General features: G+C 58.9%; 20 protein-coding genes and 1 tRNA gene. 8 read left to right on the forward strand and 13 right to left on the reverse strand.

Annotated elements, in window-relative coordinates:
* Positions 1 to 331: 331 nt before the first annotated feature.
* Positions 332 to 1,882 (forward strand): hypothetical protein, encoded by a 1,551-nt coding sequence (locus tag Enr13x_RS11800; RefSeq protein WP_231744226.1) that lies wholly within the window; start codon positions 332 to 334, stop codon positions 1,880 to 1,882.
* A 394-nt stretch (positions 1,883 to 2,276) separates the two neighbouring features.
* Here the strand turns inward: Enr13x_RS11800 and Enr13x_RS11805 are convergent, their stop codons facing one another.
* The gene (locus tag Enr13x_RS11805) at positions 2,277 to 3,605 is read right to left on the reverse strand and encodes a hypothetical protein (RefSeq protein ID WP_231744227.1); all 1,329 of its coding nucleotides are present in this window, start codon (positions 3,603 to 3,605) and stop codon (positions 2,277 to 2,279) included.
* Positions 3,606 to 3,916: 311 nt separating this feature from the next.
* The gene (locus tag Enr13x_RS11810; protein WP_145386240.1) at positions 3,917 to 5,056 is read right to left on the reverse strand and encodes a DUF4347 domain-containing protein; all 1,140 of its coding nucleotides are present in this window, start codon (positions 5,054 to 5,056) and stop codon (positions 3,917 to 3,919) included.
* Positions 5,057 to 5,694: 638 nt separating this feature from the next.
* Here Enr13x_RS11810 and Enr13x_RS11815 point away from each other — a divergent pair.
* Positions 5,695 to 7,107: an MBOAT family O-acyltransferase gene (locus Enr13x_RS11815; RefSeq protein WP_145386242.1), complete on the forward strand. Its 1,413-nt coding sequence runs from the start codon at positions 5,695 to 5,697 to the stop codon at positions 7,105 to 7,107.
* Between the two features lie 8 nt (positions 7,108 to 7,115).
* Positions 7,116 to 8,216: a hypothetical protein gene (locus Enr13x_RS11820; protein WP_145386244.1), complete on the forward strand. Its 1,101-nt coding sequence runs from the start codon at positions 7,116 to 7,118 to the stop codon at positions 8,214 to 8,216.
* A 137-nt stretch (positions 8,217 to 8,353) separates the two neighbouring features.
* On the opposite strand, the gene Enr13x_RS11825 is transcribed toward Enr13x_RS11820, so the two are convergent.
* Entirely contained in the window at positions 8,354 to 8,812 is a 459-nt protein-coding gene (locus tag Enr13x_RS11825) for a hypothetical protein (protein ID WP_145386246.1), read from the reverse strand.
* Between the two features lie 310 nt (positions 8,813 to 9,122).
* Complete coding sequence (locus Enr13x_RS11830; RefSeq protein ID WP_145386248.1) at positions 9,123 to 9,323, reverse strand: hypothetical protein; 201 nt, start codon at positions 9,321 to 9,323, stop codon at positions 9,123 to 9,125.
* Positions 9,324 to 9,444: 121 nt separating this feature from the next.
* On the opposite strand from Enr13x_RS11830, the gene pelA reads away from it, so the two are divergent.
* Complete coding sequence (gene pelA / locus Enr13x_RS11835; RefSeq protein ID WP_145392247.1) at positions 9,445 to 10,437, forward strand: pectate lyase; 993 nt, start codon at positions 9,445 to 9,447, stop codon at positions 10,435 to 10,437.
* A gap of 33 nt (positions 10,438 to 10,470) precedes the next feature.
* The gene (locus Enr13x_RS39760) at positions 10,471 to 10,635 is read left to right on the forward strand and encodes an FAD-dependent oxidoreductase (RefSeq protein ID WP_145386250.1); all 165 of its coding nucleotides are present in this window, start codon (positions 10,471 to 10,473) and stop codon (positions 10,633 to 10,635) included.
* A gap of 8 nt (positions 10,636 to 10,643) precedes the next feature.
* Here the strand turns inward: Enr13x_RS39760 and Enr13x_RS11845 are convergent, their stop codons facing one another.
* The 5 genes from Enr13x_RS11845 to Enr13x_RS11865 all read right to left on the reverse strand — a co-directional run bounded on the left by Enr13x_RS11845 (position 10,644) and on the right by Enr13x_RS11865 (position 16,501).
* Entirely contained in the window at positions 10,644 to 12,104 is a 1,461-nt protein-coding gene (locus tag Enr13x_RS11845; protein WP_145384490.1) for a hypothetical protein, read from the reverse strand.
* 145 nt (positions 12,105 to 12,249) lie between these two features.
* Positions 12,250 to 12,354 carry a hypothetical protein gene (locus Enr13x_RS37905; protein WP_197455969.1) on the reverse strand — a complete coding sequence of 35 codons (105 nt, stop codon included), beginning with the start codon at positions 12,352 to 12,354 and terminating at the stop codon, positions 12,250 to 12,252.
* Positions 12,351 to 12,629 carry a hypothetical protein gene (locus Enr13x_RS11855; protein ID WP_231744228.1) on the reverse strand — a complete coding sequence of 93 codons (279 nt, stop codon included), beginning with the start codon at positions 12,627 to 12,629 and terminating at the stop codon, positions 12,351 to 12,353. The genes Enr13x_RS37905 and Enr13x_RS11855 overlap by 4 nt, the downstream gene beginning before the upstream one ends.
* A 91-nt stretch (positions 12,630 to 12,720) precedes the next feature.
* Entirely contained in the window at positions 12,721 to 14,160 is a 1,440-nt protein-coding gene (locus Enr13x_RS11860; RefSeq protein ID WP_145392248.1) for a DUF1501 domain-containing protein, read from the reverse strand.
* A gap of 10 nt (positions 14,161 to 14,170) precedes the next feature.
* Entirely contained in the window at positions 14,171 to 16,501 is a 2,331-nt protein-coding gene (locus Enr13x_RS11865) for a PSD1 and planctomycete cytochrome C domain-containing protein (RefSeq protein ID WP_145386254.1), read from the reverse strand.
* 469 nt (positions 16,502 to 16,970) lie between these two features.
* Here Enr13x_RS11865 and Enr13x_RS11870 point away from each other — a divergent pair, with 469 nt between their 5' ends.
* From Enr13x_RS11870 to Enr13x_RS11875, 3 genes are all read left to right on the forward strand, one after another.
* Complete coding sequence (locus Enr13x_RS11870; RefSeq protein WP_197455970.1) at positions 16,971 to 17,504, forward strand: CotH kinase family protein; 534 nt, start codon at positions 16,971 to 16,973, stop codon at positions 17,502 to 17,504.
* Positions 17,505 to 17,837: 333 nt separating this feature from the next.
* On the forward strand, positions 17,838 to 18,182 hold the full coding sequence (locus Enr13x_RS37910; protein ID WP_197455971.1) for a hypothetical protein: 345 nt from the start codon (positions 17,838 to 17,840) through the stop codon (positions 18,180 to 18,182).
* On the forward strand, positions 18,175 to 19,251 hold the full coding sequence (locus Enr13x_RS11875) for a HigA family addiction module antitoxin (RefSeq protein ID WP_197455972.1): 1,077 nt from the start codon (positions 18,175 to 18,177) through the stop codon (positions 19,249 to 19,251). The genes Enr13x_RS37910 and Enr13x_RS11875 overlap by 8 nt, the downstream gene beginning before the upstream one ends.
* 232 nt (positions 19,252 to 19,483) lie before the next feature.
* Here the strand turns inward: Enr13x_RS11875 and Enr13x_RS11880 are convergent.
* From Enr13x_RS11880 to Enr13x_RS11895, 4 genes are all read right to left on the reverse strand, one after another.
* A tRNA-Leu gene (locus Enr13x_RS11880) sits at positions 19,484 to 19,569 on the reverse strand.
* 486 nt (positions 19,570 to 20,055) lie between these two features.
* Positions 20,056 to 22,593 (reverse strand): ATP-dependent helicase HrpB, encoded by a 2,538-nt coding sequence (gene hrpB, locus Enr13x_RS11885; RefSeq protein ID WP_145386259.1) that lies wholly within the window; start codon positions 22,591 to 22,593, stop codon positions 20,056 to 20,058.
* 203 nt (positions 22,594 to 22,796) lie between these two features.
* Entirely contained in the window at positions 22,797 to 23,942 is a 1,146-nt protein-coding gene (locus Enr13x_RS11890) for a hypothetical protein (protein WP_145386261.1), read from the reverse strand.
* Positions 23,943 to 24,601: 659 nt separating this feature from the next.
* On the reverse strand, positions 24,602 to 25,468 hold the full coding sequence (locus Enr13x_RS11895) for a GDSL-type esterase/lipase family protein (RefSeq protein ID WP_231744229.1): 867 nt from the start codon (positions 25,466 to 25,468) through the stop codon (positions 24,602 to 24,604).
* Between the last annotated feature and the right edge of the window lie 179 nt (positions 25,469 to 25,647).

Here is a 25,647-nt window from a genome sequence, read left to right on the forward strand (position 1 = left end):
GCGAGTGGCCCATTTCGCCCACCTGATTGGGGCGTTTCGGTGTGAGGGTTTCCCGTCAGTCGACGTTTATTCAGTTCTAATCGTTGCACCATCCGATCCGCCGGCAGGGAGCGACGGCCGTTCATCGCCGCAGAATCTGACTCTGCCCGCCGGGTGGGACCGATTCCGAAAGCTGAACCGGTTGCATCACCATTGCCACCGCCGGCGACCGGGGTGAAACACATCGCATTTTGTCGCTTTCGATGCTTGACCCCGCGGGTGGGACTCCCTTACCCTAGACAGCGAGTCTTTTTCGCCCGACCGCCCCTTTGAGTTGATTCTCGAGGCCGACATGAGCAACGATTCGCGAAGTTCTCGTCACAGCCACTCGCCGACGACGAGCCCCATTGAGTCCCTGACACACTCGGTACGCAAGCGACTGTGGCTGGCTTCGGTCACCCAAGGCGTGACATCGGGCTTGCTGATCGGCACCGCCGCCGCGCTCGTGTTCGCACTCTCACGCGCTTTATTAGCGCCCGCCACGCACTGGGGTTGGGCGTTGGGCATTTCCCTGCTGGGCGGTCTGATCGGATTGTTGATCGGTGCCACCCGGGTCCGCAGTGCCCAGGCAGCCGCACGACTGATCGACGAGCACTTTGATCTGAAAGACCGATCGATCACGACGCTCGAATTCCTCGCCGCAAACGACGAAACGTCCGGCTCCCATCAAACCGCCAAACGGCTTCAAATCGAAGAAGCCAACACGCACTTGAATCGCGTCGATGCCAATCAGTGTGTTTCCATCCAGCCGTGGAACCAGCCGCTTCGTTGGGCCGCGGGATTGGCCGCCGTGATGCTGGTCGTTCTGGCGCTGACCGGTAGCGGGCTCAATGAAGTCGACGCCAACCCGGTGCTCGCACTGGCGACCGAACAATCGATGTCGCTCCGCGAGACGATGTTGCCCGAACTCGAAGAACTCGCCAAAGAGCACGAAGACCCCGAGATCGAAAAGCTGCTCGAAGAGTTGCGTGAAAAAGTCGACGAGATGGAATCCGAATCGATCGACGAGAACGACCTGATGGCTTCGCTCTCGGAAATGGAACAATCGCTCGCCGAAGCGCGTGAAGCGATGCAATTGGAAATGACCGATGCCACCATGCAAGCGCTCGCCGCCGCCATCAAACCGTCCGACCAACTGCAACAAGCCGCCAAGGCGATGGAGTCGCAGGACTACGAAAAGGCCAGCGAAGAACTGGAATCGGTCGATCCTTCCAAAATCGGTGACAAACAACGCCGCGCCGTCGCCGACAACCTGAAAAAGATGGTCGCAAAACTCAGTCAAGGAAAAAACGGCCAACTCAGCGAGTCGATCTCGCAACTCGCCGAAGGCCTGAGCAACAAAAACATGAAAGAGTGCAAAGCCTGCCTCTCCAAGTTGGCCAGCCAATGCAAGAAACAAGGCGAGTGCAAAAAGATCGGCCAGTGCATGTCCTGCCAACTCAATCGTCTCTCCGAATGCAAGAGCCAGTGCCGCGGCCAGTGCCAATCGAACATCGCGAAAAAGTCCAACAGCCCCAGCACCAAGGCCGGCATCGCCTCCAGCGGCCAACCGCTCGGTGACAAGGCGACCAGTCTGGACAGCACCCGCAAAGAAGAACAGCTGACCGGCGTTCAAGGCGAAGGGCCCAGCGAAACCGAAATCACGCAGGCCCCCGAGGGTGAACAAGACGCCGCACGGGCCTACGCCGGCAAGTACAACGACTTCCGCCGCCAAGCCGAAGCTGTGCTCGACTCCGAACCGCTGCCCATGGGCGTTCGCGAAACCGTGCGAACCTACTTCGAAGCGATTCGCCCCAACAGCGAAGAAGCCGCCGCATCGGCCGAGCCGGTCACCACGCCTTAAGCTGAGCCGATGCCACTTGATTTGGCACCAATGGTGTCAGCGGAACGGCACGAGCGGTCTGTCGATTGAGTCGGGAACTGCTGAGTCAATCGTGAGCCGCTGGCCGTAAGGCCTCGGGCGGGCGCCGGCATGCCCGGACGTTTAGGAGCGTCGGAAGAATAAGTGGCGGGGATTGATTGTGGGATAGGCTTCCAGCCTGTCGTTTTCGTCATGACAGGCTGGAAGCCTATCCCACTTATTTTTCCGACGGCCGCTTACGCGTCGCGGCTCACTAAAACGACAGCCCGCTTGCGCCCTGCTGCTAACCAATGCTTCACAGCGTCACCCATCATTCTGCCCCGTATCATTCTGCCATCTCTCTCCCTGACCCGCAGGCGTGGCGAAAGACGTTCTGCTACGGACGCACGCGCGGCATCCCCACGCGGATCGTCCTGGTAAATTCGCTCACGTGCAACACGCGGCCAAAGTCGACGAGTTCTGCCAGCTCGCCGGGACTGCCCGAATCCTGAATCACCCACTCGGTCATCATCATACCTTTGGACTGGGTCTCGTGGTCGGGATGGCCAGCCTTCGCCAGGAAACTCTCCCGCACTTCGGCCAGGTCAGTGTTCGGCCCGTGCATCACGATGATACGAATCTCGGACGCATTCGGCCCGCCGGCGTTTGGTGGTTGCCTCGCGTTGATGCCGGATCCCGGGGGCCTTGATCCTGGGGGCCTTGATCCTGGGGGCCTTGATCCCGGGGACCCGATACCTGGCGTCGCCCACTCCGGCCTCTGCATTTTCGACATCGTTTCTTTGTGGTAGCGTGCCATCTCCGCCTCTCGGCGGGAATTGACCGCTCCGCCGATGATCAACAACACCAGCAGGATGGACATTTCCAACAGATAGCCGGCCGCGATCACGCGAACGATTCCGATCAGTTTCCAACAGTAGATGATCAGGGCGCTGACGCAGAGAAAGACGACCAGCGCGCCGGCCATCGCGCCCAGGCTGGACGGATCAAATCCCGAGAAGTCCAAGTTCTCATTTCGGCTACTTCGACGCGCAATTCGCAATCCGCCTTTGGCCAGGCCCACCAAGATCAACAGCATCACGCCGCCGGCACCGATCCCAGCCATCTGGGCGCCAACCGCTTTGGAAACCCGTTCGACGAGATGCAACCGCGGCAGGAACGTCGCACCGGCGATCAGCAAACCCACGGGCAACTGGACGGCGCACACCAGCAACAGCGGCGGAAAGAAGATCGACGACAGCAGCGCGACGACGTTCAGGGCCAGGATCGCGGTGACGATCTTGTGGTCACCGACCCACGCCCACAGTCTTGCCGGGAACGCTCCGGTGTTGGACGATGACTTGGTCCCGCGCGAGCGGGCCGTGAAATCTGCTCCACTCGGTGCCGCGGGCTGCGGCAAATCAAGTTGTCCCAAATCGAATGGGTCGGAGCCGCCGGGCGTTGGGGGAAGCGCCGAAAATGCCGGCGATTCGTTCGGCAGCGCCGTGGGCGACTGGGCGGGCGGACCCGTTCCACGCTCGGCCGATGCGTTGCGTTTGGCGGGGGCTTGGACCCTTGACGGCGCCGTTGGCGATTTGGCGGGAAGTCGCACCTGCGTCTTGCATTGCGGACAAGCCGTCACCGCCGGCTTGGCGAGCAGTTTGACGGACATTTTCGTCTGGCAACTGGGGCACGACACGATCGTCGATTCCGATGCCGCCGGTTTCACGGGGCGTGATGGGGCGGGGGAGCGGTGGCCGGTCGCCGCCAGCGTTGATGCCGGTACGACCGAACGCGACTGGCACTTGGGGCACTGCACCTGTTTTCCGACCGCAGCGGAATCAACAGCCAGGGTTTGCGCGCACGTTCCGCACGGAAAATTAATTCGGCCAGCCACTTCCAACCCCGCAACGCGAGAAAGACGATCGACGAAAAGCTTTGACGAACATTCAACTTCACACACTCTATCGTCTTGGACGGTGACCCGTCCAATAAGTTCCTCCAGAACAGTGGGGTAGGTTTCCGGTCTGTCGATCAGGATCAGCCGCTGAACACGACCCAATCGACGCCGAATGCCCCCGTGTCCATCGGGCTGCCGTGCCAGGTTGATCGCGGCGGTTGGGGCGATGATGGATCGACAAGCTGCGGGTCACTCGGATTGCCGCCGACGGAGGCGATTTCACTGGCAGCGGTCAACACTTTTTCGACCGCCGGCGACAGGCTTCCGCCGTAAATCGCAAATCCGTCGACCCGGATACCACGCGGGTGAAAGACATCGAAATGGGGAGAAAACCCTGCGCACCACGGAGAGCAGGAGTCGCTTTCCAGGAAGACGTTGATGTCGAACGCAGCGGCATTGATTTCCCCTGGGCTCGACGACCCGATCGGCCCCTGCGCGGTCGACTCTGGGGAGGACGTGATTGCAGCCTGGGCAAGCATGGCCAGCCCGTTGGAGTCGGATGCTGATACACAGATGCAATGCTGCCCGACCGATTCGCTGCGGAGTAATTCCAGTTCCCAGTTTTCATCCAGCGCGACATTTCCGATCGACGCATCCAACGCCGCGACTTCCACCCCGGTCAGTCGAGACAGGGCATCGATCAGATTCAGCCCCGCGGTGGAACCGACCAGACCGCATCCGTAAAGCAGAAAGTCACCATCGGCGGCCAGCGCGGCGCCGATGGCACGCAGCGACGATGCGTGGTCGAGTGCCAGATCGGCGCGATCAATCGCCAGATCCCCCAGTTGCAACAGGCCGTCCCAGCCATCGGAGATGAGATAGACGACATCCAGGTCGGCTTGGCCCGAAAGCGTTTCGGCCATCTGCTTGATCCCGTTGCCTTTCGGGTCCAAGTAGATGATCTCCAGGGGTTGGCCGTTTCCGACCAGGTCCTGGACCCGCGATTCGTGCTGCTGGACCGTTACGTCGACAAACGCGTACTGACGCGGATGCAGCCCCGGCACTTCACTCGAGCCGCTGTCCATGCGGCCATACCATGACACCGTGCGAGGTTTTTGTTTCGGCCCGTGCCCCGTCGCAGACCCGTTGGATTCGCGGGGATCATGGGCTCCATCCATGGCGATGAAGTCCGATACGTCGGCATCAATCAAGACGCGTTCTTCGACCGGTTCCGAATAGCGACGGCGAGGGGGAACAGAAGTGCGTTGGGTGGGATTCATAGTGATAGCCGGCTCCGCTGCCGCAGACACGCCCCGCGTCCACGGAAGTTGAAGATTGGGGGGAGGGTGAATCGCAAGCCACGTTGCACCACAGACGCGCTCCAGACGCGCGACACGTGACCTTCGTCATCACTGTTAACGGCTGAGGGCAAACCCTCGCCAAAGTCAAACACGAGGGTTTTCCCCCGCTGCTTGCGAAGCACTGCCGATCAGGCTGACGCTAGCGTTTGTAACGGGCATAGCGATTGAAGAACCGCCGCGGGATGGCAGCGAAAGGGCATTGGCGTCTGCACAAGTCGAAGTCACCCTCCCTCGGGACGCCGATTCTATTACCGCAGGATTTGGCAACCGATTGAGATTCTCGCCCTCTGGGAGAGACGGCGTTTGCGCGGCAAGCAAACGCCAGAGAAGGCCGGCGGCTTGCGAAAGTCTTGACGACTTCCGTTACGATCAACTGCGACACTTATACAATTGACGTCCTCTGGGAGGGGCGCGGAGGAGTTTAGCAACGTACGGAAAATACGTGGGATAGGCTCCCAGCCTGTCGACGTTGCATCGGGACGTGGAGCGAGATTGCACCGGACCGGGCCCTGCAAGATTCCTACCTCGCCATTTTTACGGGTTGCCGCGGTCATTCGATGCTCTTCAACAGTCATCTCTTTCTGGTTTTCTTCGCGATCACCTACGTCCTGTACTTGGTGACGCGTCGATCGTTGCCCATCCAAAACACGCTCCTTTTGATCGCCAGCTATGTGTTCTACGGTGCCTGGGATTGGAGGTTCCTGTCGCTGATCTGGGCGTCGACGGCGGTCGATTATTTTGCCGCGATCGGGATCGAATCGAGCCGCTGCGAGCGACGTCGGCGCCTCTGGCTGTTCGTCAGCGTCGCGTTCAATCTGGGGCTTCTGGGATTCTTTAAATACTACGATTTCGGCATCAGCTCGTTTGCAATGCTGCTTTCGCAATTCGGATTCACGCCTCATCTGCCCACGCTACGACTGATTCTTCCGGTGGGGATCAGTTTCTACACCTTCCAGACGATGAGCTACTCGATTGACGTGTATCGCGGGAAATGCCACGCCGAACGCGACCCACTGGTGGTGGCCCTGTATGTTGCGTTCTTCCCGCAACTGGTGGCCGGTCCGATTGAGCGAGCCAGTCGCTTGATGCCTCAGTTGAAGCAGGCCCGCGTCATTTCGCGCCGCGACGTTTCGATGGGCATGCATCAGATCCTGTTGGGATACTTTAAAAAAGTAGTCCTCGCGGACTCGATCGCGCCGATGGTCGATCAAGTCTTCGCGTCACCCCATTCGTACTCCGGGATGATTGCGTTGCTCGCAACGTTGGGGTTTGCGGTTCAGATCTACGGTGACTTCGCCGGCTATTCGCTGATCGCGCGTGGCCTCGCTCGGCTGATGGGAATCGAGCTGATGGTCAATTTCCGCTTTCCCTATTTCGCGGAGAGTCCGCGAGACTTCTGGCGTCGATGGCACATCTCGCTTTCGTCCTGGCTGCAGGAGTATCTTTACATTGGACTTGGCGGAAGCAGACGTGGGCGAGCGCGAACGTGCGTCAACTTGATGGTTACCATGGTCCTCGGGGGGCTCTGGCACGGGGCAGCTTGGAATTTCGTCTTGTGGGGCGTCTACCACGGTGTGTTGCTTGTCATTTGGCATACTTTCGAGGGGCTCGGCATCGGGTGGAAACGCAAGCGTGCGCTGGGGTATTTCTTCTCGATCAGCACAACGATGGGATTCACGCTGTTCGGATGGATCCTCTTTCGTTGTTCGTCCACCGCACAGATTGCTGACTTCACGTGGCAGATCATGACCGACCTGCGATGGACGCCCGAAGCCTGGCATTTCGCCGTGCCGGTGCTCTCGTCATTCGTGCTGCTGCAGGCCTTCCACTATTGGCAAATGGTCGCTCAAGACGAGTTCGTCCTGCTGCGATTACCCTTGCCGCAGCGGTGTGCGGCGTTCGCCTTTCTGTTTGTGTCGATTGTCACCGTCGGTTTTCATTCCACGCCATTCATCTACTTTCAATTCTGAGGTTGTCCATGGAGTCTCCTCCGGTTACCCGCGGGCCACGCGTTCGCATCGTGATGCGTTGCTTGGCGTGGGGGATCTTGGGCGTGGTTGCGGCCGAGTGTTTTGTGCGATCGGTCGTCCCGTTCCCGCTTTTTTACCAGACGTGGTTTGAAGTCGGGATTCACCGGCCCGATGACGAACTCGGTTTCGTGTTTACGCCCAACTACGTCGGCGCCATGCGTCATCGGGACGGCGCCTGGAGGGTGCCACTCCGGCTCGATGAAAAGGGGTTCCGGTTGCCCGTGTCGACCGCTGACAATCGCGATGTGGCCCGTCGAGAGGTCGTTTTGTTGGGGGGCGGATCGATGATGTTCTCCTACGGGCTACGCGACGATCAGTCCGTTGCCGCCCAGATCGCCAGGCACTCGGTTGTTCCCGTCAGGGTGCAAACAGTCTCGCAACCGGGTTTCGATCTCGCTCGGGATTTCTACAAGTTCAAGCGATACTTTGAGGGACGCGTCCACCCGAGCGTGGTGGTGGTCAACGCCTATGGACGGCATTCAGAAACCGAAGTCTTCGCAAACTATTCCTCGACGCCGTCGAAGCCTGTGGGGGATCTGTTTTGGTTTCACGACAACATTGCAATGAACCCGCGTGGGCTACCCCACCGCATCGGGCGGCCATTTAGTCAAAGCTATGTGCTGGCGGGCGGATGCCGGTTGGCCGACCAGGCTTATTCCCGGTTGCCCCGCCCGCAAGACTTGGCAACCGGACAACCGATCAAAAACGGTCATCAGGGTCACGACAACTCAGGCCCCGGTGAAACAAACGCTCGGCAGCACGGTAACGATCTGTTTTCAGAGATGCGGGAGTACTTTGAGCGACGCGACGCGAAACTGATCCTGGTCTTTTTGCCGAGCAATGGCGACGATCGACCGGCAATCTCGAACCGCACTTCGCCATCACCGGATCAAGTCGCCGTCTTGGATCTGAGAGGATCGTTATCGGTAGTCGACAGTGATTGGGTAGCCGCCGGCCACTACGGCCCGCGGTCCGCACAGAGGGTGGGGGAGCGGATTGCCAACGCCATCCAGCCGCTCCTCGAGACGTCGGACGACGAGGGTCGGTAGCGTTGCGTCAGCATTGAGCGGAATAGAAGTGTCTGATCTCTTGAAGTGGGATAGGCTTCCAGCCTGTCGTTTTCGCCATGACAGGCTGGAAGCCTATCCCACTTATTCTTCCGACGGTCCTTATTTTCCGCTCTCCGCTAGTCGGCTGCGTCCAACGCACCTTCACGATCCGCCGGCATTGCGAATCGTCTGATGACTTCGATGGCGGTTTCTGTCTTCGTTCCGAGCAATGAAATGGCAACGCGATCGCCTGCATCGTCAGCGTGCAGAATTGTGATCGATTTCGCATCCGGCGTGAATCTATAGGTCAGATGCGTCGTCGTCGGAACCGCGAAACCTACCGATCGATCTTGGCGGAAATCCGGCTCGCCTGCAGAGTGCTGATCGAATGCCTCGAGTGCCTGCGAGAGTTTGGTATCACCCAGTTTCGCCGAATACCATTTGACGATCTCACCAAAACTTGCGACTTCTGCATGGATGACCCGACTGGTGGCTTCAGAGATTCTGATTCCGCCGGACTCCACGTAACTCTCGCTCATGGTAAGCGAGTTCAGCTCCTGTCGGTCAGGAGAATTTGAAATCGTCAGCGGGTACATCCAGGGCTCATCGGCCTCGCCGGGAGCTGCCGGATCACGGTGGGGCTCGGCAACCGTGTTCGTTTTGGCCTCTGGACTCGTTTCGTTTTCGAAAAACGGTAAGGTCGCCATGCGAACCGGAAAAACACCGGGGGCCGTGAGACGCACCGTCTGTGGCAATGCCCACTTCAGCGTTGGAGCAGGAGGATCCTCGCAACTGGCGATCTCATGGCACAGACACAAACCGACCAGAAAGAAACAGATTCGCATTGGAAAGACTCCGCTCTACGTTTGGGATTGCCGAGGGTAGCAAGTCCCCAATCGGATGTCATTAGGAATCGGCCAGACGCGAGTCTTGTCCGCTGCGATTGACGGCGCCCCAAGTGCTTTGGTCGAGCAATTTGAATCGGGAGGTGATGGCAGAACCGGCGCTGGTTGGCAGAAAATGCGCGGGCAGAAAAATGGATCTGCCGACAGGCGAGTCGACAAGGAAATGATCATCAACCAGTTGCTTTTGATGATAGAATCCCATTTTACGAACTCGCCGGTTCACACGTCCTGAAAGTAATGCATCATTCAGCTGCTCGGCGTCGCATTACAGACTTTAAGCATCGTCGGAAAGTTAGATGTCAATGAAATCCCAATGCTGCATCATGACACTTGTTGTCGCATCGTGCGTGGCCTCGCGTCTCGTCGCTGGCACGCCGGCCGAGAATCTGCTGAAGAAGCCTGATGACTGGTTCCACAGCAACGACGGTCGCTCCGTGCTCGAGAACGTCCTCTCGTGGCAGACCGAGTACGGAGACTGGCCGAAGAATATGGATACAACTGGAAAGAAGCGTGCGAGCGATAAAGTTCCAGCGGGGACATTCGACAACGGTGCAACGACCGGCGAGATTCGCGTTCTGGCGCGAGGATATCGAATCGTAGGTGATGACGGCTATCGGACTGCAGTTCTGAAATGTCTTGACCACATTCTCAACGCGCAATACCCCAACGGTGGATGGCCGCAGTTCTATCCGTTGAGCACAAAGTACCATCGACACATCACGTTCAACGACGGCACGATGATCAAGTTGATGGAGCTGCTCGCCGACGTCGTTTCCGATCAAGACTTTGGTTTCGTGGATCCAGCACGTCGCCAGGCAGCGGCAAAGGCGATCGAACGTGGCATCGAATGCATCGTCAAATGCCAGATTGTTGTCGACGGCACGCCCACGGTCTGGTGCGCCCAGCATCACGCCGAAACGCTGGCCCCCGTTCTGGCCCGGTCTTACGAGCATCCGTCACTCAGTGGCGCCGAAAGTGCCGGCATTCTGCGTTATCTAATGAGTCTTGATACGCCATCTCCCGAAGTGATTCGTGCCGTCCGATGCGGCGTGGAGTGGTTTGATTCGGCAAAGATTGAAGGTTACCGATACCGTAAGAGCAAATCTGGGCCAGCGCTCAGTCGTGACCCGAACGCCGATCCACTTTGGGCCAGGTTTTACGAGATCGAAACGAACCGTCCCATCTTCAGTGACCGCGATGGCGTCGTCCGCTACGACATTCAGCAGATCGGCAGCGAACGCCGCGGCGGCTACACGTGGTACGGCAACTGGGGCGCGAGTGTGTTCAAAGACTACGCCAACTGGCCGCACCGATGATGCGTGCGTGCCATCGGCTACTGCGGCCAGCCCATGCGTTTCAGACAGTCGTTGCAGGTCGTCGGCTCGCCAGTCGATGTTTGCGTCTGTGGAGCGACTCCTTCGGGAATCCTGGCTGCCATCGCCGTGAAACGTGAGAATCGTTCCGTCGTCGTTGTTGAGCCGGTCGGGGTGCGATCCGCGTGGTGCGCGGCTTGATCCGCCAATCACGCGTCTTCGGTGATGATAAGGTCTCTGACAGCCGGTTTCGCCGCAAGCCACTTCTTATAGACCGCGTCCCAAATCCCGCTCAGCAACAAGCAACGAAGCGTCATCGTTCGTTGACCACCCTCTTTGCTCCAACGCATCCCAGACAGTTTCATTCGTTCACTGACGATCTGCTTGCAGGCCGATTCCACTACGCCGCTGCCGATCGGATAACCGCGCGATTTCATTGTAGCGTAGTCCATGAAACGAGAATAACGTCGAAGGTACCGCTCGGCTTTCTCCGCCTCATCGGTTGCTGATGCCTTGTAGCAATAGAGTTCACGCATCTTTGCGATGCTGCGAAGCACACGTCCGTGGCCACCGGGCTGCAGAAGCAACCATCTCGCATGTTCAAGCCATTCAATTCGCTTTGTCTTGTCCTTGCCCAACTTCAATGCGTCGGCGATCACTGTTAGACGCTCGGCGGCATGGTAGTAGTCGACCACACGAGTGATCTTGATTCGCCGCCCATCGACAAAGAACGCCTGCAACGTGTTCCTCCAGTAAGCCGTTTCGACTTTGCCCGCGTCGCTGACGTACACAATCTCCGGGACACAATTGCCACAGCCACGAATCGTTGCCGTGAGCAGACTGGTCAGTTGATTCGAAAGAGTGGCCTGATTTGTCTCGGGAACGCGGCCCAAATACACCGTCCCGAGTTTCTTGCCATCGGCCAAGACACTCACGCACGCGACACTGGCCATCTCGAAAGAGCTCCACTGTGCAAGGCCCAGGGCGACGCCGTCACGGCTGACCGACAAAACCGGCGTTTTTTCCAGCCCGCGAGCCTGGCCAATCATTCTCATCAGTTCTTCAACTTGAGCTTCCTCGCGGTGCGGTTCCATGCCGTCGGCGAGCGTGCCGACGAGTTTGCGAAGTTTCTCCGTACCGATCTTCGTTCCCATTTGATCGGTGATCATTGCCAGCGTCCTTTCCTGAGAACTCCCGCAGGCCGCGAATTGTTTACCGGCCCGGTCAGCCGCCGCCGGAGTGAACCCGTCTTCGATGCCCAGTGAGATTTCTATCGGGAAGATCACCCGACCGGCTCGTCCGCGTCGATACCGCGCCCGCAGCAGCGAGACCTTGCCAAACCGTGTCACGATGTCCGACCGAAGCGCCTTGTCGGGCAACCGTCGATGAGACTGCTCGCGAAACGAAACCGTGCCGGGCATCTCGTCGATCGCAGGTTCGAGTTGCGAAAAGAGCCACTCGATCAAGCGTCGCCCGACCTCAAGAAGTTGCTGATGAAGCTGATTTTCGACATTATGCGTTTGCTCGGGCGTTGATTGGTCAGCGGCAAACGATGCGACCAGCGAGATGGCATTTTCTCGAAACTCGTCGACGATTTTGTCCAGGGCGACGGAAATTTCAGTTTCTGCGATTGCCGAAACAAGGCTTCCAGCGTTAACTTTGACGTCCATGAGGCTTCCTTTCCTGCGGTGTTAGCTTGGTAACCAACATTTTGCAGGAGGAAGCCTCTTTTTATAAATACCAATCTGGAGGAATCAGGGGCGCACTACGCGGATCGCACCCGCCGGTCGTTGGGTGGGCGGCCTTGCTGGCGGATCAGTTCTTTAGCAACTCGTAAACGGCATCGAACGCCGCTTTGGGTTTTCGCTGACGATCAAACAGCAGCGGGTGATTGACACGCTGCCACGGAAAGTCATTCAACCAGCTATGGCCATCGTGAAGGTTTCCGCACGGCGGCGAGCCCAATCTTCGAACTGCGTAGAACGTCCGCTTCCGTTCGACCAGGCAAACGGATCGGGAAGCGGCCGCACCGTCGGCAACTGATCAAAATCCGGCAACACAGGCTTCGGCAGGTCTGAGCCCGTCTGCTCAAATTCGTAAACAAGCGGAATGTCCTGTGCGGGGCAATTCACCCTGGCGAAGATGGAAAGTGTGATCATGGAGAGGATCACAGCCGGTGGCGAGGGTTTTGACATGCTGTCGAGGCTCCGGGGAAGACGTCGTTGCGAATTCCTTCGCGGGTAACGTGAGATTCCTTCGCGCTTTTCGGAAAAAAACTCGCACCTCTTACGAAAGGATCTCCTGTATCACATTGCCTGCGACATCGGTTAGACGGTAGCTGCGGCCGTTATGGAAGTAGGTCAGTCGTTCGTGGTCGAGGCCCAGAAGGTGAAGAATGGTGGCGTGAAAATCGTTCACGCTGACTGGGTCCTGGGCAGCCTTGTAGCCGATCTCGTCCGTCTCACCATAACTGACACCTCCTTTGATTCCTGCACCGGCCATCCACTGCAGGAATCCGTTCGGATTGTGATCGCGTCCCTTTCCATTCTGCGAGATCGGCATGCGGCCAAACTCCCCGCCCCAGATAACAAGTGTTTCGTCGAGCATTCCGCGCTGCTCCAGATCGGTCAGAAGTCCGGCCACCGGGACGTCTGTTGCCAAGCAATGGTGTGTATGATTTTCGGCGAGATTGTCGTGAGCGTCCCACTCGCCGTCGCTGTAGACCTGAACAAACCTTACACCGCTTTCGACAAGCCTCCTTGCCATCAGGCACTTCGATCCAAACGACTTCGATCGCGGATTGTTAATCCCGTACAGCTCATGCGTCGCCTGCGTCTCTCGCGAAAGATCGACGACTTCGGTGGCCTCTTTCTGCATCCGAAACGCTAACTCGAAGGACTGCATGCGGTTCGCGAACTCGGCGTCGTCCGCGTGCCGACGCATGTGTTCGTCGTTCAGCTTGGCCATCAGGTCGAGCTGCGCTCGCTGGTCCTGCTGCGTTACTTTCGGTTGCCGGTTGAGATTCAGAACGGGAGTGCCCTGGGAGCGGAAAAGCGTCCCCTGGAAGGTCGAAGGCAGGAACCCGGCACCCCAGTTGTGTGGACCGCCCTTGGCTCCCTTTGTGTTGCCCATCACAACGTAGCCCGGCAGACTCTGGTTTTCGCTGCCGAGGCCATAAGTCACCCAAGCGCCGGCGGTCGGGAAGCCTGGGCGAGGCAACCCACTGTTGATCTGGTAGATCGCCGGCACGTGGTCGTTCGATTCGCTATAGCACGACTTGAGGAATGCCATTTTGTCGACATGTTTGGCGACATGGGTGTACTTGTCGCAGACCCACTGCCCACATTCGCCATACTGCTTGAAGGAGAACGGCGACTTCATCAACGGCCCCGGGTTGCCGAAGAAGGCCTGGATGTCGGCGGTGTCTCCGTCTCGCTTGTCGAGATCCGGCTTCGGATCGAACATGTCCACACCGCTCGGGGCACCTTCCATGAACAGCCAGATGACCGACTTTGCTTTTGCGGGAAAGTGGCCTTGACGCGGAACCAGTGAGGTCACTGGCATGGAAGACCTGTCCGTTTTCGGTGCGGCCAGAAGATTCTGCTCAGCCAGCAGATTGGCCAGGCCGACCATTCCTGCCCCAGCCCCGGCTCGGCACAGCCACTCTCGGCGACTCAGCAGGTTTGCGATCCGGCCACAAGGAAACAGCTTCGGATTTCTTGACATTTCAGCGTACTCAATCGACGTAAATGAATTCATTGAGACCGAATAGCGTCTGACAATAGTCGGTCAGCGCTTCGAAGCGCGGCTCCTGTTCGCCTCGCTCCGTTCGTGCCGCTGTTTGCGCTTCGATAAACTGGATCGAGGTATCTGTTTCTGTGTGTGTCGGCAGCCGCGCGAACGAGATTTCGAAAGCTGTCTCGACGAATGACTGCAGCTCAGATTCCGGCCTACCAGGCTTGCCAGTGCGTTGGACCAGCGAATCGGCAAACTCCCGAGCCATGGTGCGTACAAAACGATCGTTCAGAATCACCATGGCCTGTGGCGCCACGGTTGTGTTTTGCCGGCGAACACAGGTGGTCATTAAGTCCGGGCGGTCAAACGCCTGAAACATGGGATAGGGAATCAGACGCTTGTGAAACATGTAGATGCTGCGTCGCCGAGTGGCCGCGTCGTCCTTCGCGTCTTTGGGATAGCCTTCGCCCTTGATGTTTCGGGCAAGGTTAGCCTCGGGGGCGATGTATGGCTTGAAACCGGGGCCACCTGCCTCAAGGTTGAGCGTATCGCTCACTGCCAGCATTGCATCGCGTATGACTTCAGCCTCGAGACGTTGCGGAGTCATGCGCCAAAGCAACTTGTTGTCAGGATCGATCTCCGAACCGCGCCGGTCCACGGCGTCTCGTGTACTGGCCTGCTGCCAGACGGCGCTCGTGAGTATCGCGCGGTGCAGCGATTTTAATCTCCAGCCGCGCTCAACGAATTCGTTGGCCAGGAATTCGAGTAGCTGCGGATGGGAAGGCGCATCGCCGCGAACACCAAAATCACCCGTCGTGCGCACCAGACCCTCGCCGAAGTGGTGGTGCCAAACGCGATTGACAATCACTCGGGCCAGCAGGCTTCCGCCACCTTGCCCGGTGTCGGTCATCCAGTCGGCGAGGGCGCGACGCTGCAACGTGCTGTTCGCTTCTCCGATCTCGCTGTAGGCTTCGCGGGCCTTTCGCCAATAGTCGGCAGCCTCCGCACCGGATGACAGCATTCTGGGGAAGCCGATTTCGACTTCGATTTCTCGATCGTAAAAGTCGCTGCGGCGGAACAGCCAGGTGGTGCGCCGCTTCGCGTCGAAATCCTGAAAAACGAGAGCCTCTTTCCCGCTGGGCAGTTTTTTCGTCACGCGGTCACCGCTGTGAAAGACTCCCAGCAACTGGTAGTACTCTTGCGCGGAAAACGCGTCGTATTTGTGATCGTGGCAGCGAGCACAGGCGACGGTAATTCCCAAGAGCCCGGATCCCAACGTTGAGATCACGTCGTCCAACTCGTTGTAACGGTTCATCAGCCGTTCGCTTTCGAGGAACGAATCGGGCAACTTGAAAGAGGTTCCGGCGGTCAGAAAGCCCGTCGCCGAAATCGCCGCGTCGTTCTCCGGCTCGAATTCGTCACCGGCAATTTGCCACCGTACAAATTGGTCGTACGGCATGTTTTCGTTGAGCGCCTGGATCACGAAATCGCGATACCTGTATGCGTGCGGACGATCCATATCAGATTCCTGCCCGTCGCTGTCGGCATAGCGAGCGACGTCCAGCCAATGCCGTCCCCACCGCTCGCCATAACGGGGCGAAGCCAGCAGCTGGTCCACAAGATTCCGCACCGCCGAGTCAGGATCAACTTCGTGCGCAGAAATGAATTGCTTCGTTTGCTGCGGAGTCGGCGGTAATCCGATCAGATCAAAGTACAGTCGCCGCACCAGCGTGCGCGCGTCGGCTGATTGCGCCGGTCGAAGCCCGGCGCGGTTGAGTTGCTGGCGGACGAATCGGTCGATTTTTCCTTTCGACCAATTGTCGTCGGCTTGCCGTGAAGGTGCTTCCGTCTGTGCAAGCCGTTGATAGGCCCAGTGATTCCTGGCTCGATCCAATTTTGGATCCACAACGTCCGCGCCATCGGGCCAAATTGCGCCCTGATCGATCCACGCACGGATCAGGTTGATCTGCTTCTCGTTTAGCGGCTTGTTTCCCTCCGGCGGCATCAAGCGATTTTCGTCGTCACCGGATACCAACTCAATCAGCAAGCTCTTTTCGCTGTTTCCTGCACGGATCGCCGCCCCACTGTCTCCTCCGCGGAACGCATTGGCTTTGATGCCCAAATTCAGGCCGCCCTCTTCCGTGGTCCCCGCATGGCACTCGTAACAGTGGTCTCGCAGGATCGGTTGAATCTCGTGCAGAAAGTCAACGGGGCTGGACCGCACCGTTTCCGGCTGCGTGCCGGAAGCACTCTTTCTCTCCTCTGTGCGCTGCGCGCTCTCCTCTGTGCGCTGCGCGTGGGCGCTGCTCAGTAACGCAAGGAAGATTGCCATGAACTTGGCGCTACGATCAAACGGAAAAGTCAAAGGTGGACCTTCGCGTGTATTCGCTGGGAGGGGGATGGGAGGCAGGAGACGCACACCTTACGTCTGGGCCAATTGTAACCATTCTGGACGCAGAATTCATTCCGACTCAGGATTCCGCTCGGGCGGTCGTGCTGGGTGTCGAAGACAACAGGTTCGGGAGTGGTCGAAGCCTGTTGCGACTCCTGGGCAGCCGCCACGGCGAAATGCGTGATCAGCTGGCAGACGAGGACGATTCGAGGCTTGGCGTTCAGCATACTTCGGAACTCCACTGTCGATTTGCGTTCCAGGTGCATTCGCGCCGGTAGGTCGAATCCTTCGAGACATCTGAAAAATATTCGTCGTTTGGTCGAAGGATTCTTTCCTCTGACGCGAACGTCCTTGTGCCGCGGTGATTTGGAGCGGCATGACTTGCATCCAGAATACAGGAAACGCAGCAGTGATTCGTTTTCGAGAGCCCATCAAACGTATCGTCATCCTCGGTTGGTTGCATACGATGCAATTCGATCAGACGATGCTGCGGGAACGAATCACTTCGCACGTGTTTGCGTCGCTCGATGTGGCCGTCACTCGAACCGCACACGCTGAATTGAGTCTGAAGGTCGGAAAGCAGAAACCGGAATTCGTCGGGCTCTACACGATTCTCGAAGCCGTCGACGCAACCTTTCTCAGTCGGAACGGGATACCGCAATCGTCGCTGCTGAGTCAAACGAACGGGCTCAACACGATTCGATACACCGGCGATCGCTGGGACGCGTACACACGAGTCTTCCGCAGCAACAAGCCTGCCAACGACGAACAACAGACGCGGATCATTGAGTTTGCAAAGTTGATCGACGAGGCGACCGACGAAGCGTTTGACGCAAAGATCGGCGACTTCATCAGCACTGATGAGCTGCTGCGTTATCTCGCGGCGAATTCGCTGACGAGCAACGTCACGGGAATGTCGACCATCGGAACGAACGATTTCTGAAACCACGTTTTCGTGCCACCCACCCAAGAAACCACGTTTTGGTGCCACCCACCCAAAACGACGAGTGGCGATGGGCGAGGTGACGGCTGGAAGTTTCGCTGGTGGATGCAACATCCGCGGGGGCGGCGTTGTTTGATTCAAGTTGTCGGACCGCCACTCGCCTGGTGACGTGTTGCCCCAGTGGTTGCGAGGGTTTCGGGCCATCACCGCGACGCTTGCCGCATGGATTGATTCCGAGTTGAGAGGGCAAACTTGATTTCCCTTGCGTTGCCCCGTACGATGGGCATCGAAGGATTGACCCCAAGGGTCAATGGCCATTGCGGGCGACATGAGATGCTGATAGGGTATTCGAGTAGGGAGCTGCAGAAGATTTGCACGTCAGAAAAGGCCGCCAGGAAGGCGCTGTCGCAGGATGCTGCCGCTCGGATCTTGCGTCGATTGGAGGACCTTGCTGCGTTCAGCAGCCTGGCCGAAATCCCGTTCCGCGCTCCCCCGTTGGACCTTCATCCGCTTTCGGAGGACCGGGCAGGCGAATTTGCGATCAAGATCCATCGTCTCGATCGCATTTGCTTTCGACCCGCAGGGGACTTCACGTCCGATCAGACAGGAAACATCGACCTTTCCACCGTCACGGAGATCGAAATCGTCTTTGTTGGGAACTACCACAACTATGGCTAGTATCACGCCCGCCCCCTATCGCCCTGACCGCGTCAGTCCCCCCGGCGAAACCATCCGCGATATGCTCGACGACGTCGAAATGTCACAGGTTGAACTCGCTCGACGCATGGGACGACCGGCCAACAAAGTCAATCAAATCATTCAGGGTAAAAAGGCAATCACGGCCGACACCGCACTGGAACTGGAAAACGTCTTGGGGTTGCCGGCGTCATTTTGGCTCAGGCGAGAGCAATACTATCAACTCGCGCGGAGCGCGCAGGCGCAACTTGAAAAACAGAAGCAAGTTTGCGAGATCGCGAAGGAGTTTCCGTGTGCCGAAATGGCGAGGCTTGGCTGGATTGAGAAAAAGACAACCTGGTTGGAAAAGTACCAGGAACTGTTGCGTTTCTTCGGCACGGCCAAGCTCGATGCATTAAACCATGCCGTCGAACTCGCCCCCTCGTTCCGAAAGTCGGACGGAAAGGAAGCGTGTCAGAAAGCGCTTGCGGCATGGCTGAGGAAAGGGGTGATCGAGGCACGGAAGATCGAGAAGGGCTCTTTTTCCAATCAGCGAACGATCCGGGAACTTGGAGTGTTCAGGGAGTTGACTCGCCGCGGCGTGGAGAACATGGAACGCGATCTGCAGGATGTCGCTTCGGGGTTGGGGATCGGCGTCGTCTTTGTTCCCCACCTCGCTCGAACCTATGTCGGCGGGGCGGCTTACTGGTGTGGCGACTCACCGGTCATTCAACTGAGCTATCGGTGGAAGAGGCACGATATTCTGTGGTTCAATTTCTTTCACGAATTGGCCCACATTCTGCTGCATCCGCGCACCGAGACATTCCTCGACGACTTCTCGGCCGACCAAGCGAAGCACGAAGTCGAAGCGAATCAGTTCGCCGCTGACTGTTTGATTCCCGCAGAGGAGTGGAGTGCCTTCGTGGACACAGGTCAGTTCTCCGTGTCATCGGTTGAGGAGTTTGCCAAGAAGGTTGGGATTGCCGGATCGCTCGTCGTAGGTCGTCTGCAGAAAGAACAGCACGTGTCCTACAAGAAGTTGCGTCAGTTCCACGTCAGCATTTCTGGCTAGACGTCGCGCTGCGCGTGACGTTTCTTGCCAGGGGACCGGGGCGGGCGCCTCTTGGTGTGTCGGCAGCGGGGGCGACAAGAAAATGGGTGACAAGAAAATGCGAGTGCACGGAACGTGGCCGGCGAGGGGACGAACGCTGGCTGTGATCTTGTCTTGACGACTTCGCGTGAGACATTGGCCGCTGAACGACGCACCATGATGGATCACAGCGAGCGGCGAAACGAGAGAAAAGTACCCGGGACCGGACTCGAACCGGTATAGCCTAATACGGCCGGGGGATTTTAAATCCCCTGTGTCTGCCAATTCCACCACCCGGGCGGCAGTGTGGCGGAAAGTTTAACCGCCGGACGTTGGGTTTGACCAGGGATGGCCGGAGAAACACGCCATTTGCGTCAGTCGCCTCGGGACGTCCATCGTATCAGTGACGGATTCGATCGTAGCGGACGTCGCCTAGACTTTCGTAGCGCCGGCCCTCTCTGGCGTTTGCTTGCTGCGCAAACGCCGTCTCTCCCAGAGGGAGAGAGTCTAAATGGGTTGCCAAATCCTACAGCAAGACGAAGACGACTGCTGCGAATACGCCCCCCAAAACGTAAACGTCCGCTTGGGGCGTGGCGGATCTAGCGAGTGGGATAGGCTTCCAGCCTGTCATTCCAGCGTCGACAGGCTGGAAGCCTATCCCACTTATTTTGCTGCCAATATCCGCCCCAAAAACCTAAGCGTCCGCTTGGGGCGTGGCGGATCGTCGTCGGGTGGCTCGTAGGGGTTCATTTCAATGGCCCAAAATTGAATCTCTGTCAACGCTCATCATCTTCTTGGTTTTAAACCGTTGGCTGTGGCCACGGCCGTGGCGGGATCATCGGGCCAATGGTGTTTGGCGTAGCGGCGTTTGAGTTCTTTGCGGACTTCGATGTACGTCGTCTTCCAAAAGCTTTCTAAATCGTCGGTGATCTGCTGGGGACGGCGATTGGGGCCGAGCAGATGCAACTGCAACGGGACCGACCCGTCGGCGATCCGCGGCGTCTTTTCCCAGCCATAGAGCTCTTGAATCCGAACCGCCAGCGTCGGCGGTTTGCCCGGCGGATAGTCCAGCCGGATTCGATTGCCGCTGGGAACCCGCATCGATTCCGGGGCTTGCTGATCGAACCACTGCGATTGCTCGTAGCTGAGCAGTCCCTTGAGGTGATCCAGCCAGGGGGCGCGTGACAGTTCGTTGAACGAGGTTCGATTGTGACAAAGGTCCTGCAGCACCGATTCGAGCGCTTGATCGACCGTCATCGGCAACGGAGAATCAGCGGATTGCTGGGTCAAAAACCGCCACCGCGCCAGGAAGCTCTGCAGCGATTTGTCTTTGCCCGGCAGAATGGAATCGAGCTGGGGCTTCGCATGACGACAAAGCAACTCGGTCGTCTGATCATCGCTGTTGCACTGTGCGGTCGATTCGCTGATCAGCAGATCCAAAAAGTACCTGCGGTCCCGCGCCACCACCGCTTTTAAACTGGGGTGGAAGAAACATTCTCGTTTGGATTCCATCAGTTCGTCCGGCAACCACGCTTCCTCCGTCGCCGATGCCAGTCGGACCAACGATTCTTCGCCCTTGCCATCGACGCTGACGCAGACGAACAGTTCGGCACTGCGAACCGAAGACGCGCGGTCGAGTTTGACGCCGCGCCCGCCGACCATCACTCCGGACGCCGATCCCGGTGCACGCCGCTTGGCCAGCCGATCGGGAAACGCCGCCAACAGCGACCGAGTGATCGCCTGTTCGGTCGGGATCGAATCGTCCACGCCGGTGTGGTGCGATGACTCGCGAAGCGTCTTGCCCAGCGTTTGCGCGACCCGTCGAATCTGTTTCGCCCCGGCGGGATGAATGCCGGGGTCGGGTGTCCCGTCGGCGTGACGTTGGATCCGCATCACGCGCTGGATCAGATCGCTTTGGATTCCTTCGTGATGCGCATCGGATCCCGCCGATCGCTCAAACGGGTCACGCTCGGACAACAGGGCCGCGGCCACCGCAGCCTGTTCCACACAGCCGAACTGTTTCGCCGCCAGCAGCAGACGTGACAGTCGCGGATGCACCGGCAAACGGTTCATTTCATCGCCCAACGCCGTGACCGCGAGCGACGCATCGATCGCCCCCAATTGTACGAGCAGGCGGATGGCCGCTTGGACGGCATGTTCGGTCGGCGCTGTGACCCAGGGAAAATCGAACACCTGGCGCTCGCCCCATGACGCCAGCATCAGCAGTGCCGATGAGAGATCGGCTTGCGAGATTTCCGCCGCCGTGTGGTCGGGACGGCTGCGATGCAGCGCCGGCGGCCACAAGCGAAAGCACACGCCGGGGGCGGTTCGGCCGGCGCGGCCGGCACGCTGGTCGGCGGAGGCTTTGGAAATCGGCTGCAAACGCAAACTGGGGATCCCGACCGACGTGTCGTATCGCATCACGCGAGCCAGTCCGGTGTCGACGACGCAGGTGATGCCCGGAATCGTGATCGACGTTTCCGCGACGTTGGTCGCCAGCACCATCTTGCGTTGATCCGACGGCGCCAGCACGGCATCCTGGTCGGCCGGTGACAGATCGCCGTAGAGTTTGCAAACCTGCAGCGATTGCTTCCGCGCGATGCCTTGAATCAAATCCGCCGTTCGATGAATCTCGCCGACGCCCGGCAGAAACACCAACACGTCACCGTCGCTACTTCGCAGCGCATCGGGAACCCGATCGGCAACCGATTGGGCGATCCCGTCCCGAGTGCTGGAGCGGCGTGAGAGCGACTCGTCGTAGCGGATCTCCACGTCAAACGCCCGGCCTTGGCTTTCCACCACCACCGCATCGGGCATCAACCGTTCGACCGGTTGGGTGTCCAGGGTCGCGCTCATCACGACCAGTCGCAATTCCGGCCGCAGCGTGGTGCGAACGCGATGGAGCATGCCCAGGGCCAAATCAAGTTCCAGGGAACGCTCGTGAAATTCATCCAGGATGACACAGCCGACGTCTTCCAACAGCGGGTCGCTGGTCAGACGTCGCAGCAGGATCCCGGTCGTCATCGCGACGACTTTGGTGTGTGACGACACCTTGCGGTCGAATCGGACATGATAGCCGTAGGTCGCACCGACCGGTTCACCCGCGAGTCGACTCAAGCGATGTGCCGCGGCGCGGGCGGCGATCCGCCGCGGCTGCAACAAGATCACCCGACCTGCGGGTAAACACTTGCTGTCGATGAGCGCCGGGGGAACGCCCGTTGTTTTTCCGGCTCCCGGTGGGGCGCGCAAGATCACGGGCCGCTCCGCTTCGACGGCCGCCATCACCGCTTCAAGACAATCTTCAATTGGCAATCGGTCTGGCATCAGTTTTCCACGCAGAACAAGACGAACGCATGGATGATACGCGATGTGGAGCCTTGCGGTCGATCCGCCCCGATCAGGAGGCAGCGGAGCGGATGAGGTCAAGAAATCTGCTGGTCAAAAAATGAAGCACTGCTCAATCGAGCGCCGTTTCAGATTCTAAGCCCACATTTTTTGACCAACCCATATTTTGACCAAACTCCCACTCACTTCTGCCCACTCGCTTTGCGTTGTTCCAGCAGCATTTGCTCGAGTGACGAGACCGGTCGCAGCGGCGCGTCGTCTTGATCGTCCAACAACGGCGCGACGGTGCCCTGATTGCCGGCTTGTAAAGCGATTCGGACGACGTCCAAGGTCCCTCCGGTGAATTGATCGCCGGGTGGGATTTCGAATCGGCCCAAGCCCCGGCCTTGAAAATTCGAGTCTTCGATCACGTTGGGGCTTTTGCCGGTGCGATCGATCGCCACCGATTGAAGCCTCCATTCATGCACGGTCAACTCGTAGCGAGGCACCGGGGCGATCGGCGTGGAGACTTCGCGGGTGATCTGCGATCCGTCGGGGGCATAGGTCAGCACGTGCCGGACGAGGTCCGCGCCGGCGTCGCGATGTATGACCACCGGCTGACTGGTCCCCGGTGCGATCGGTATCCGTTTGGATTGATCCGGTGCGACGCGGTCAGTCACCGTCACCCGGACTTCGCGCTTCGCCGTGTTGAGCAGCTTGGCCGTCACCGGCGGGAGCGGTTGGCGCGGAACGAGGTTCGAATCGATGACGATTGATTGCAGCGGCGGGCGGTGGAAACGACCCGGCCCGACGGCCCCACCCCATCCCCGGGGGCCGACACCGGCCCAAGGCGCGAAACCACCCCAGGGGCCACCACCCCAGGGGCCAACGCTGAGCGTGGTGCCGAAACTCTGCCATCCGTAGCCGAACGTCGGATAGCCGTAGGGGTACACGTAATACGGTGGAATGAACGCAGGCCCATGGCGCTGATGATGTCCCGCGTGACGTCCGACCGGCCGCACGCTTCGCCGCGAGAACACGTAGCGGGGAAACGCGTCGTCCAAGTCGGAAACTTGCAACCGCCCTCTGCCCGATCGGGGAAACCTGACCACACGGTTGACCGGCGGCAACCAATAGCCGGCGTAGCGACCGTCAAAGGAATCGAAGGATCGATCGCGTTGAAACAGGTACTGCCGTCCGTTGGCATCGTCGACCACCATCTGTCCGGGACGCATGGTGACGTCGCCCGTGATCACGCCCGAAGGCTCGACGAGTTGGTAGTCCTGAGCCGAGCACGGAGGCACCGACCAGATGGCAGTGACCAGCAAGAGAGAGAGAAGCAATCGCATGACGGGCCTCCGGGGGATCAAGAGACTTCAGTCTAACGACTTTTGGGGAATCGGGGATAAGGATCGGCACGCAACGTGGTTCCATGGCAGTACACGCTGCGGAGCAGCTGGGTGCGGCGGCTAAAGAGATCGTCCAGCTTAGGGCGAGCGCGAAACGCGACAAATCGGAAGGGTCTGACCGAATGGCTGAGAGGTGGTCGGCGGAGGGGTGTACGACGTCCTTTCTAGGTCGTCGCGCAGAGCCCCACGGGCGACGGCCCGGAAGGGCCATCGTACATCAGAAAAGCGATCGTCCAGCTTAGGGCTAGCGCGAAACGCGACAAATCTGAATGATCTGCCGAATGGGTGAGAGGTGGTCGGCGGAGGGGTATACGACGTCCTTTCTAGGTCGTCGTGCAGAGCCCCACGGGCGACGGCCCGGAAGGGCCATCGTACATCAGAAAAGGGACCGTCCAGCTTAGGGCTAGCGCGAAACGCGCCAAATCTGAATGATCTGACCGAATGGGTGAGAGGTGGTCGGCGGAGGGGTGTGCGACGTCCTTTCTAGGTCGTCGCGCAGAGCCCCACGGGCGACGGCCCGGAAGGGCCATCGTACATCAGAAAAGCGATCGCCTTAAGCTGGACGGACTCTGAAGCCTGCACACCAGCGGTTTGCGACGCTACTTGAGCACTTGATCACCGTAGAGATCGACGAGTGCGTCGGTGACAAACTCGGCGATCGCCCCGCTGCCTCGGGGATTGCTATGAATCCCGTCATCGCTGAGTTGAGCGTCCTTCAACCACATCCCCGGCGGTGCCGCCGGACTCATCAACACGACCTGCCGCAACCAGCGATCGTCGATCAACTGCAAATCGAATTCATAGGCCAATTCGCGTTCCAGACTGGCGTAGGGATCAATCATAAAGCCGCGCGGGATCTCCATCAGGACGGGTTCACAATCATTGGCACGACATAGCTGGATCATCTTCGTCAGATTGGCCTTCGTGCTCGCTCGACTGTGCCACTTCAGGAAATCGTGACCGCCGAGTTCGATGATGACGGCTTGTGGGTGGTGCACCATCGATCGCTCTAAGATTCCGATGGCCGGGCCCGTCGCGATCCCGGACACTCCTAAATTGATCACCGGGACGCGGAGCCGTTGTTCGAGCTGGCCGGGATAGCCGCGATCGGGAATCATCCCCTGAGTCAAACTGTCACCGATGCAGACGATGGGGCGATCGGGATGGAAGCGGACGTCATGATCACAGGTCGCACTGCGTCGGTATTCCACCCACATCCATCCCCACATCAACACCAGCAACGCGACGGTAGTGGTCTGGAACCATCCGCCCGCAGGCGTCGGCTGGGACCGCATCCGGAGTCGCCAAATGCCGAGCATCACCATCGTGAGTGCCAACAAGACCATCGCGGGGGTTCGCGGGACGAGACGAACGGCAAGAATCAGCGTGCAGGCGAACAGGGGCCAGGCACCGGGTGAACCCCGGTAGATTGCAATCACATGCCAAAGGATCCAGCAGGCGATCATCCAGGGTAGCCAGTGCGGAAAACAGAGCAAACTGGCGGCAATCGCCAGGCATATCCCGATTGTTCGAAAGATTCGGCGAAAGATGCCGGTTGTTGCCTGTGATGTCACTTCGTCGGGCATAAAATGGGGGTTCCCGCCAAGCGGATGTGTCGCAGCGTCCCCAGTATTGTAACCTTCCG

Source organism: Stieleria neptunia (genome assembly GCF_007754155.1).
Lineage (GTDB): Bacteria > Planctomycetota > Planctomycetia > Pirellulales > Pirellulaceae > Stieleria > Stieleria neptunia.

Coding starts and splice junctions, on each gene's coding strand:
- Enr13x_RS11800 (WP_231744226.1), top strand. CDS start 332: ATGAGCAACGATTCGCGAAGTTCTCGTCACAGCCACTCGCCGACGACG.
- Enr13x_RS11810 (WP_145386240.1), bottom strand. CDS start 5,056: ATGAATCCCACCCAACGCACTTCTGTTCCCCCTCGCCGTCGCTATTCG.
- Enr13x_RS11815 (WP_145386242.1), top strand. CDS start 5,695: ATGCTCTTCAACAGTCATCTCTTTCTGGTTTTCTTCGCGATCACCTAC.
- Enr13x_RS11820 (WP_145386244.1), top strand. CDS start 7,116: ATGGAGTCTCCTCCGGTTACCCGCGGGCCACGCGTTCGCATCGTGATG.
- Enr13x_RS11825 (WP_145386246.1), bottom strand. CDS start 8,812: ATGTACCCGCTGACGATTTCAAATTCTCCTGACCGACAGGAGCTGAAC.
- Enr13x_RS11830 (WP_145386248.1), bottom strand. CDS start 9,323: ATGGGATTCTATCATCAAAAGCAACTGGTTGATGATCATTTCCTTGTC.
- pelA (WP_145392247.1), top strand. CDS start 9,445: ATGACACTTGTTGTCGCATCGTGCGTGGCCTCGCGTCTCGTCGCTGGC.
- Enr13x_RS39760 (WP_145386250.1), top strand. CDS start 10,471: ATGCGTTTCAGACAGTCGTTGCAGGTCGTCGGCTCGCCAGTCGATGTT.
- Enr13x_RS11845 (WP_145384490.1), bottom strand. CDS start 12,104: ATGGACGTCAAAGTTAACGCTGGAAGCCTTGTTTCGGCAATCGCAGAA.
- Enr13x_RS11855 (WP_231744228.1), bottom strand. CDS start 12,629: ATGTCAAAACCCTCGCCACCGGCTGTGATCCTCTCCATGATCACACTT.
- Enr13x_RS11860 (WP_145392248.1), bottom strand. CDS start 14,160: ATGTCAAGAAATCCGAAGCTGTTTCCTTGTGGCCGGATCGCAAACCTG.
- Enr13x_RS11865 (WP_145386254.1), bottom strand. CDS start 16,501: ATGGCAATCTTCCTTGCGTTACTGAGCAGCGCCCACGCGCAGCGCACA.
- Enr13x_RS37910 (WP_197455971.1), top strand. CDS start 17,838: ATGCTGATAGGGTATTCGAGTAGGGAGCTGCAGAAGATTTGCACGTCA.
- Enr13x_RS11875 (WP_197455972.1), top strand. CDS start 18,175: ATGGCTAGTATCACGCCCGCCCCCTATCGCCCTGACCGCGTCAGTCCC.
- hrpB (WP_145386259.1), bottom strand. CDS start 22,593: ATGCCAGACCGATTGCCAATTGAAGATTGTCTTGAAGCGGTGATGGCG.
- Enr13x_RS11890 (WP_145386261.1), bottom strand. CDS start 23,942: ATGCGATTGCTTCTCTCTCTCTTGCTGGTCACTGCCATCTGGTCGGTG.
- Enr13x_RS11895 (WP_231744229.1), bottom strand. CDS start 25,468: ATGATCGCCTGCTGGATCCTTTGGCATGTGATTGCAATCTACCGGGGT.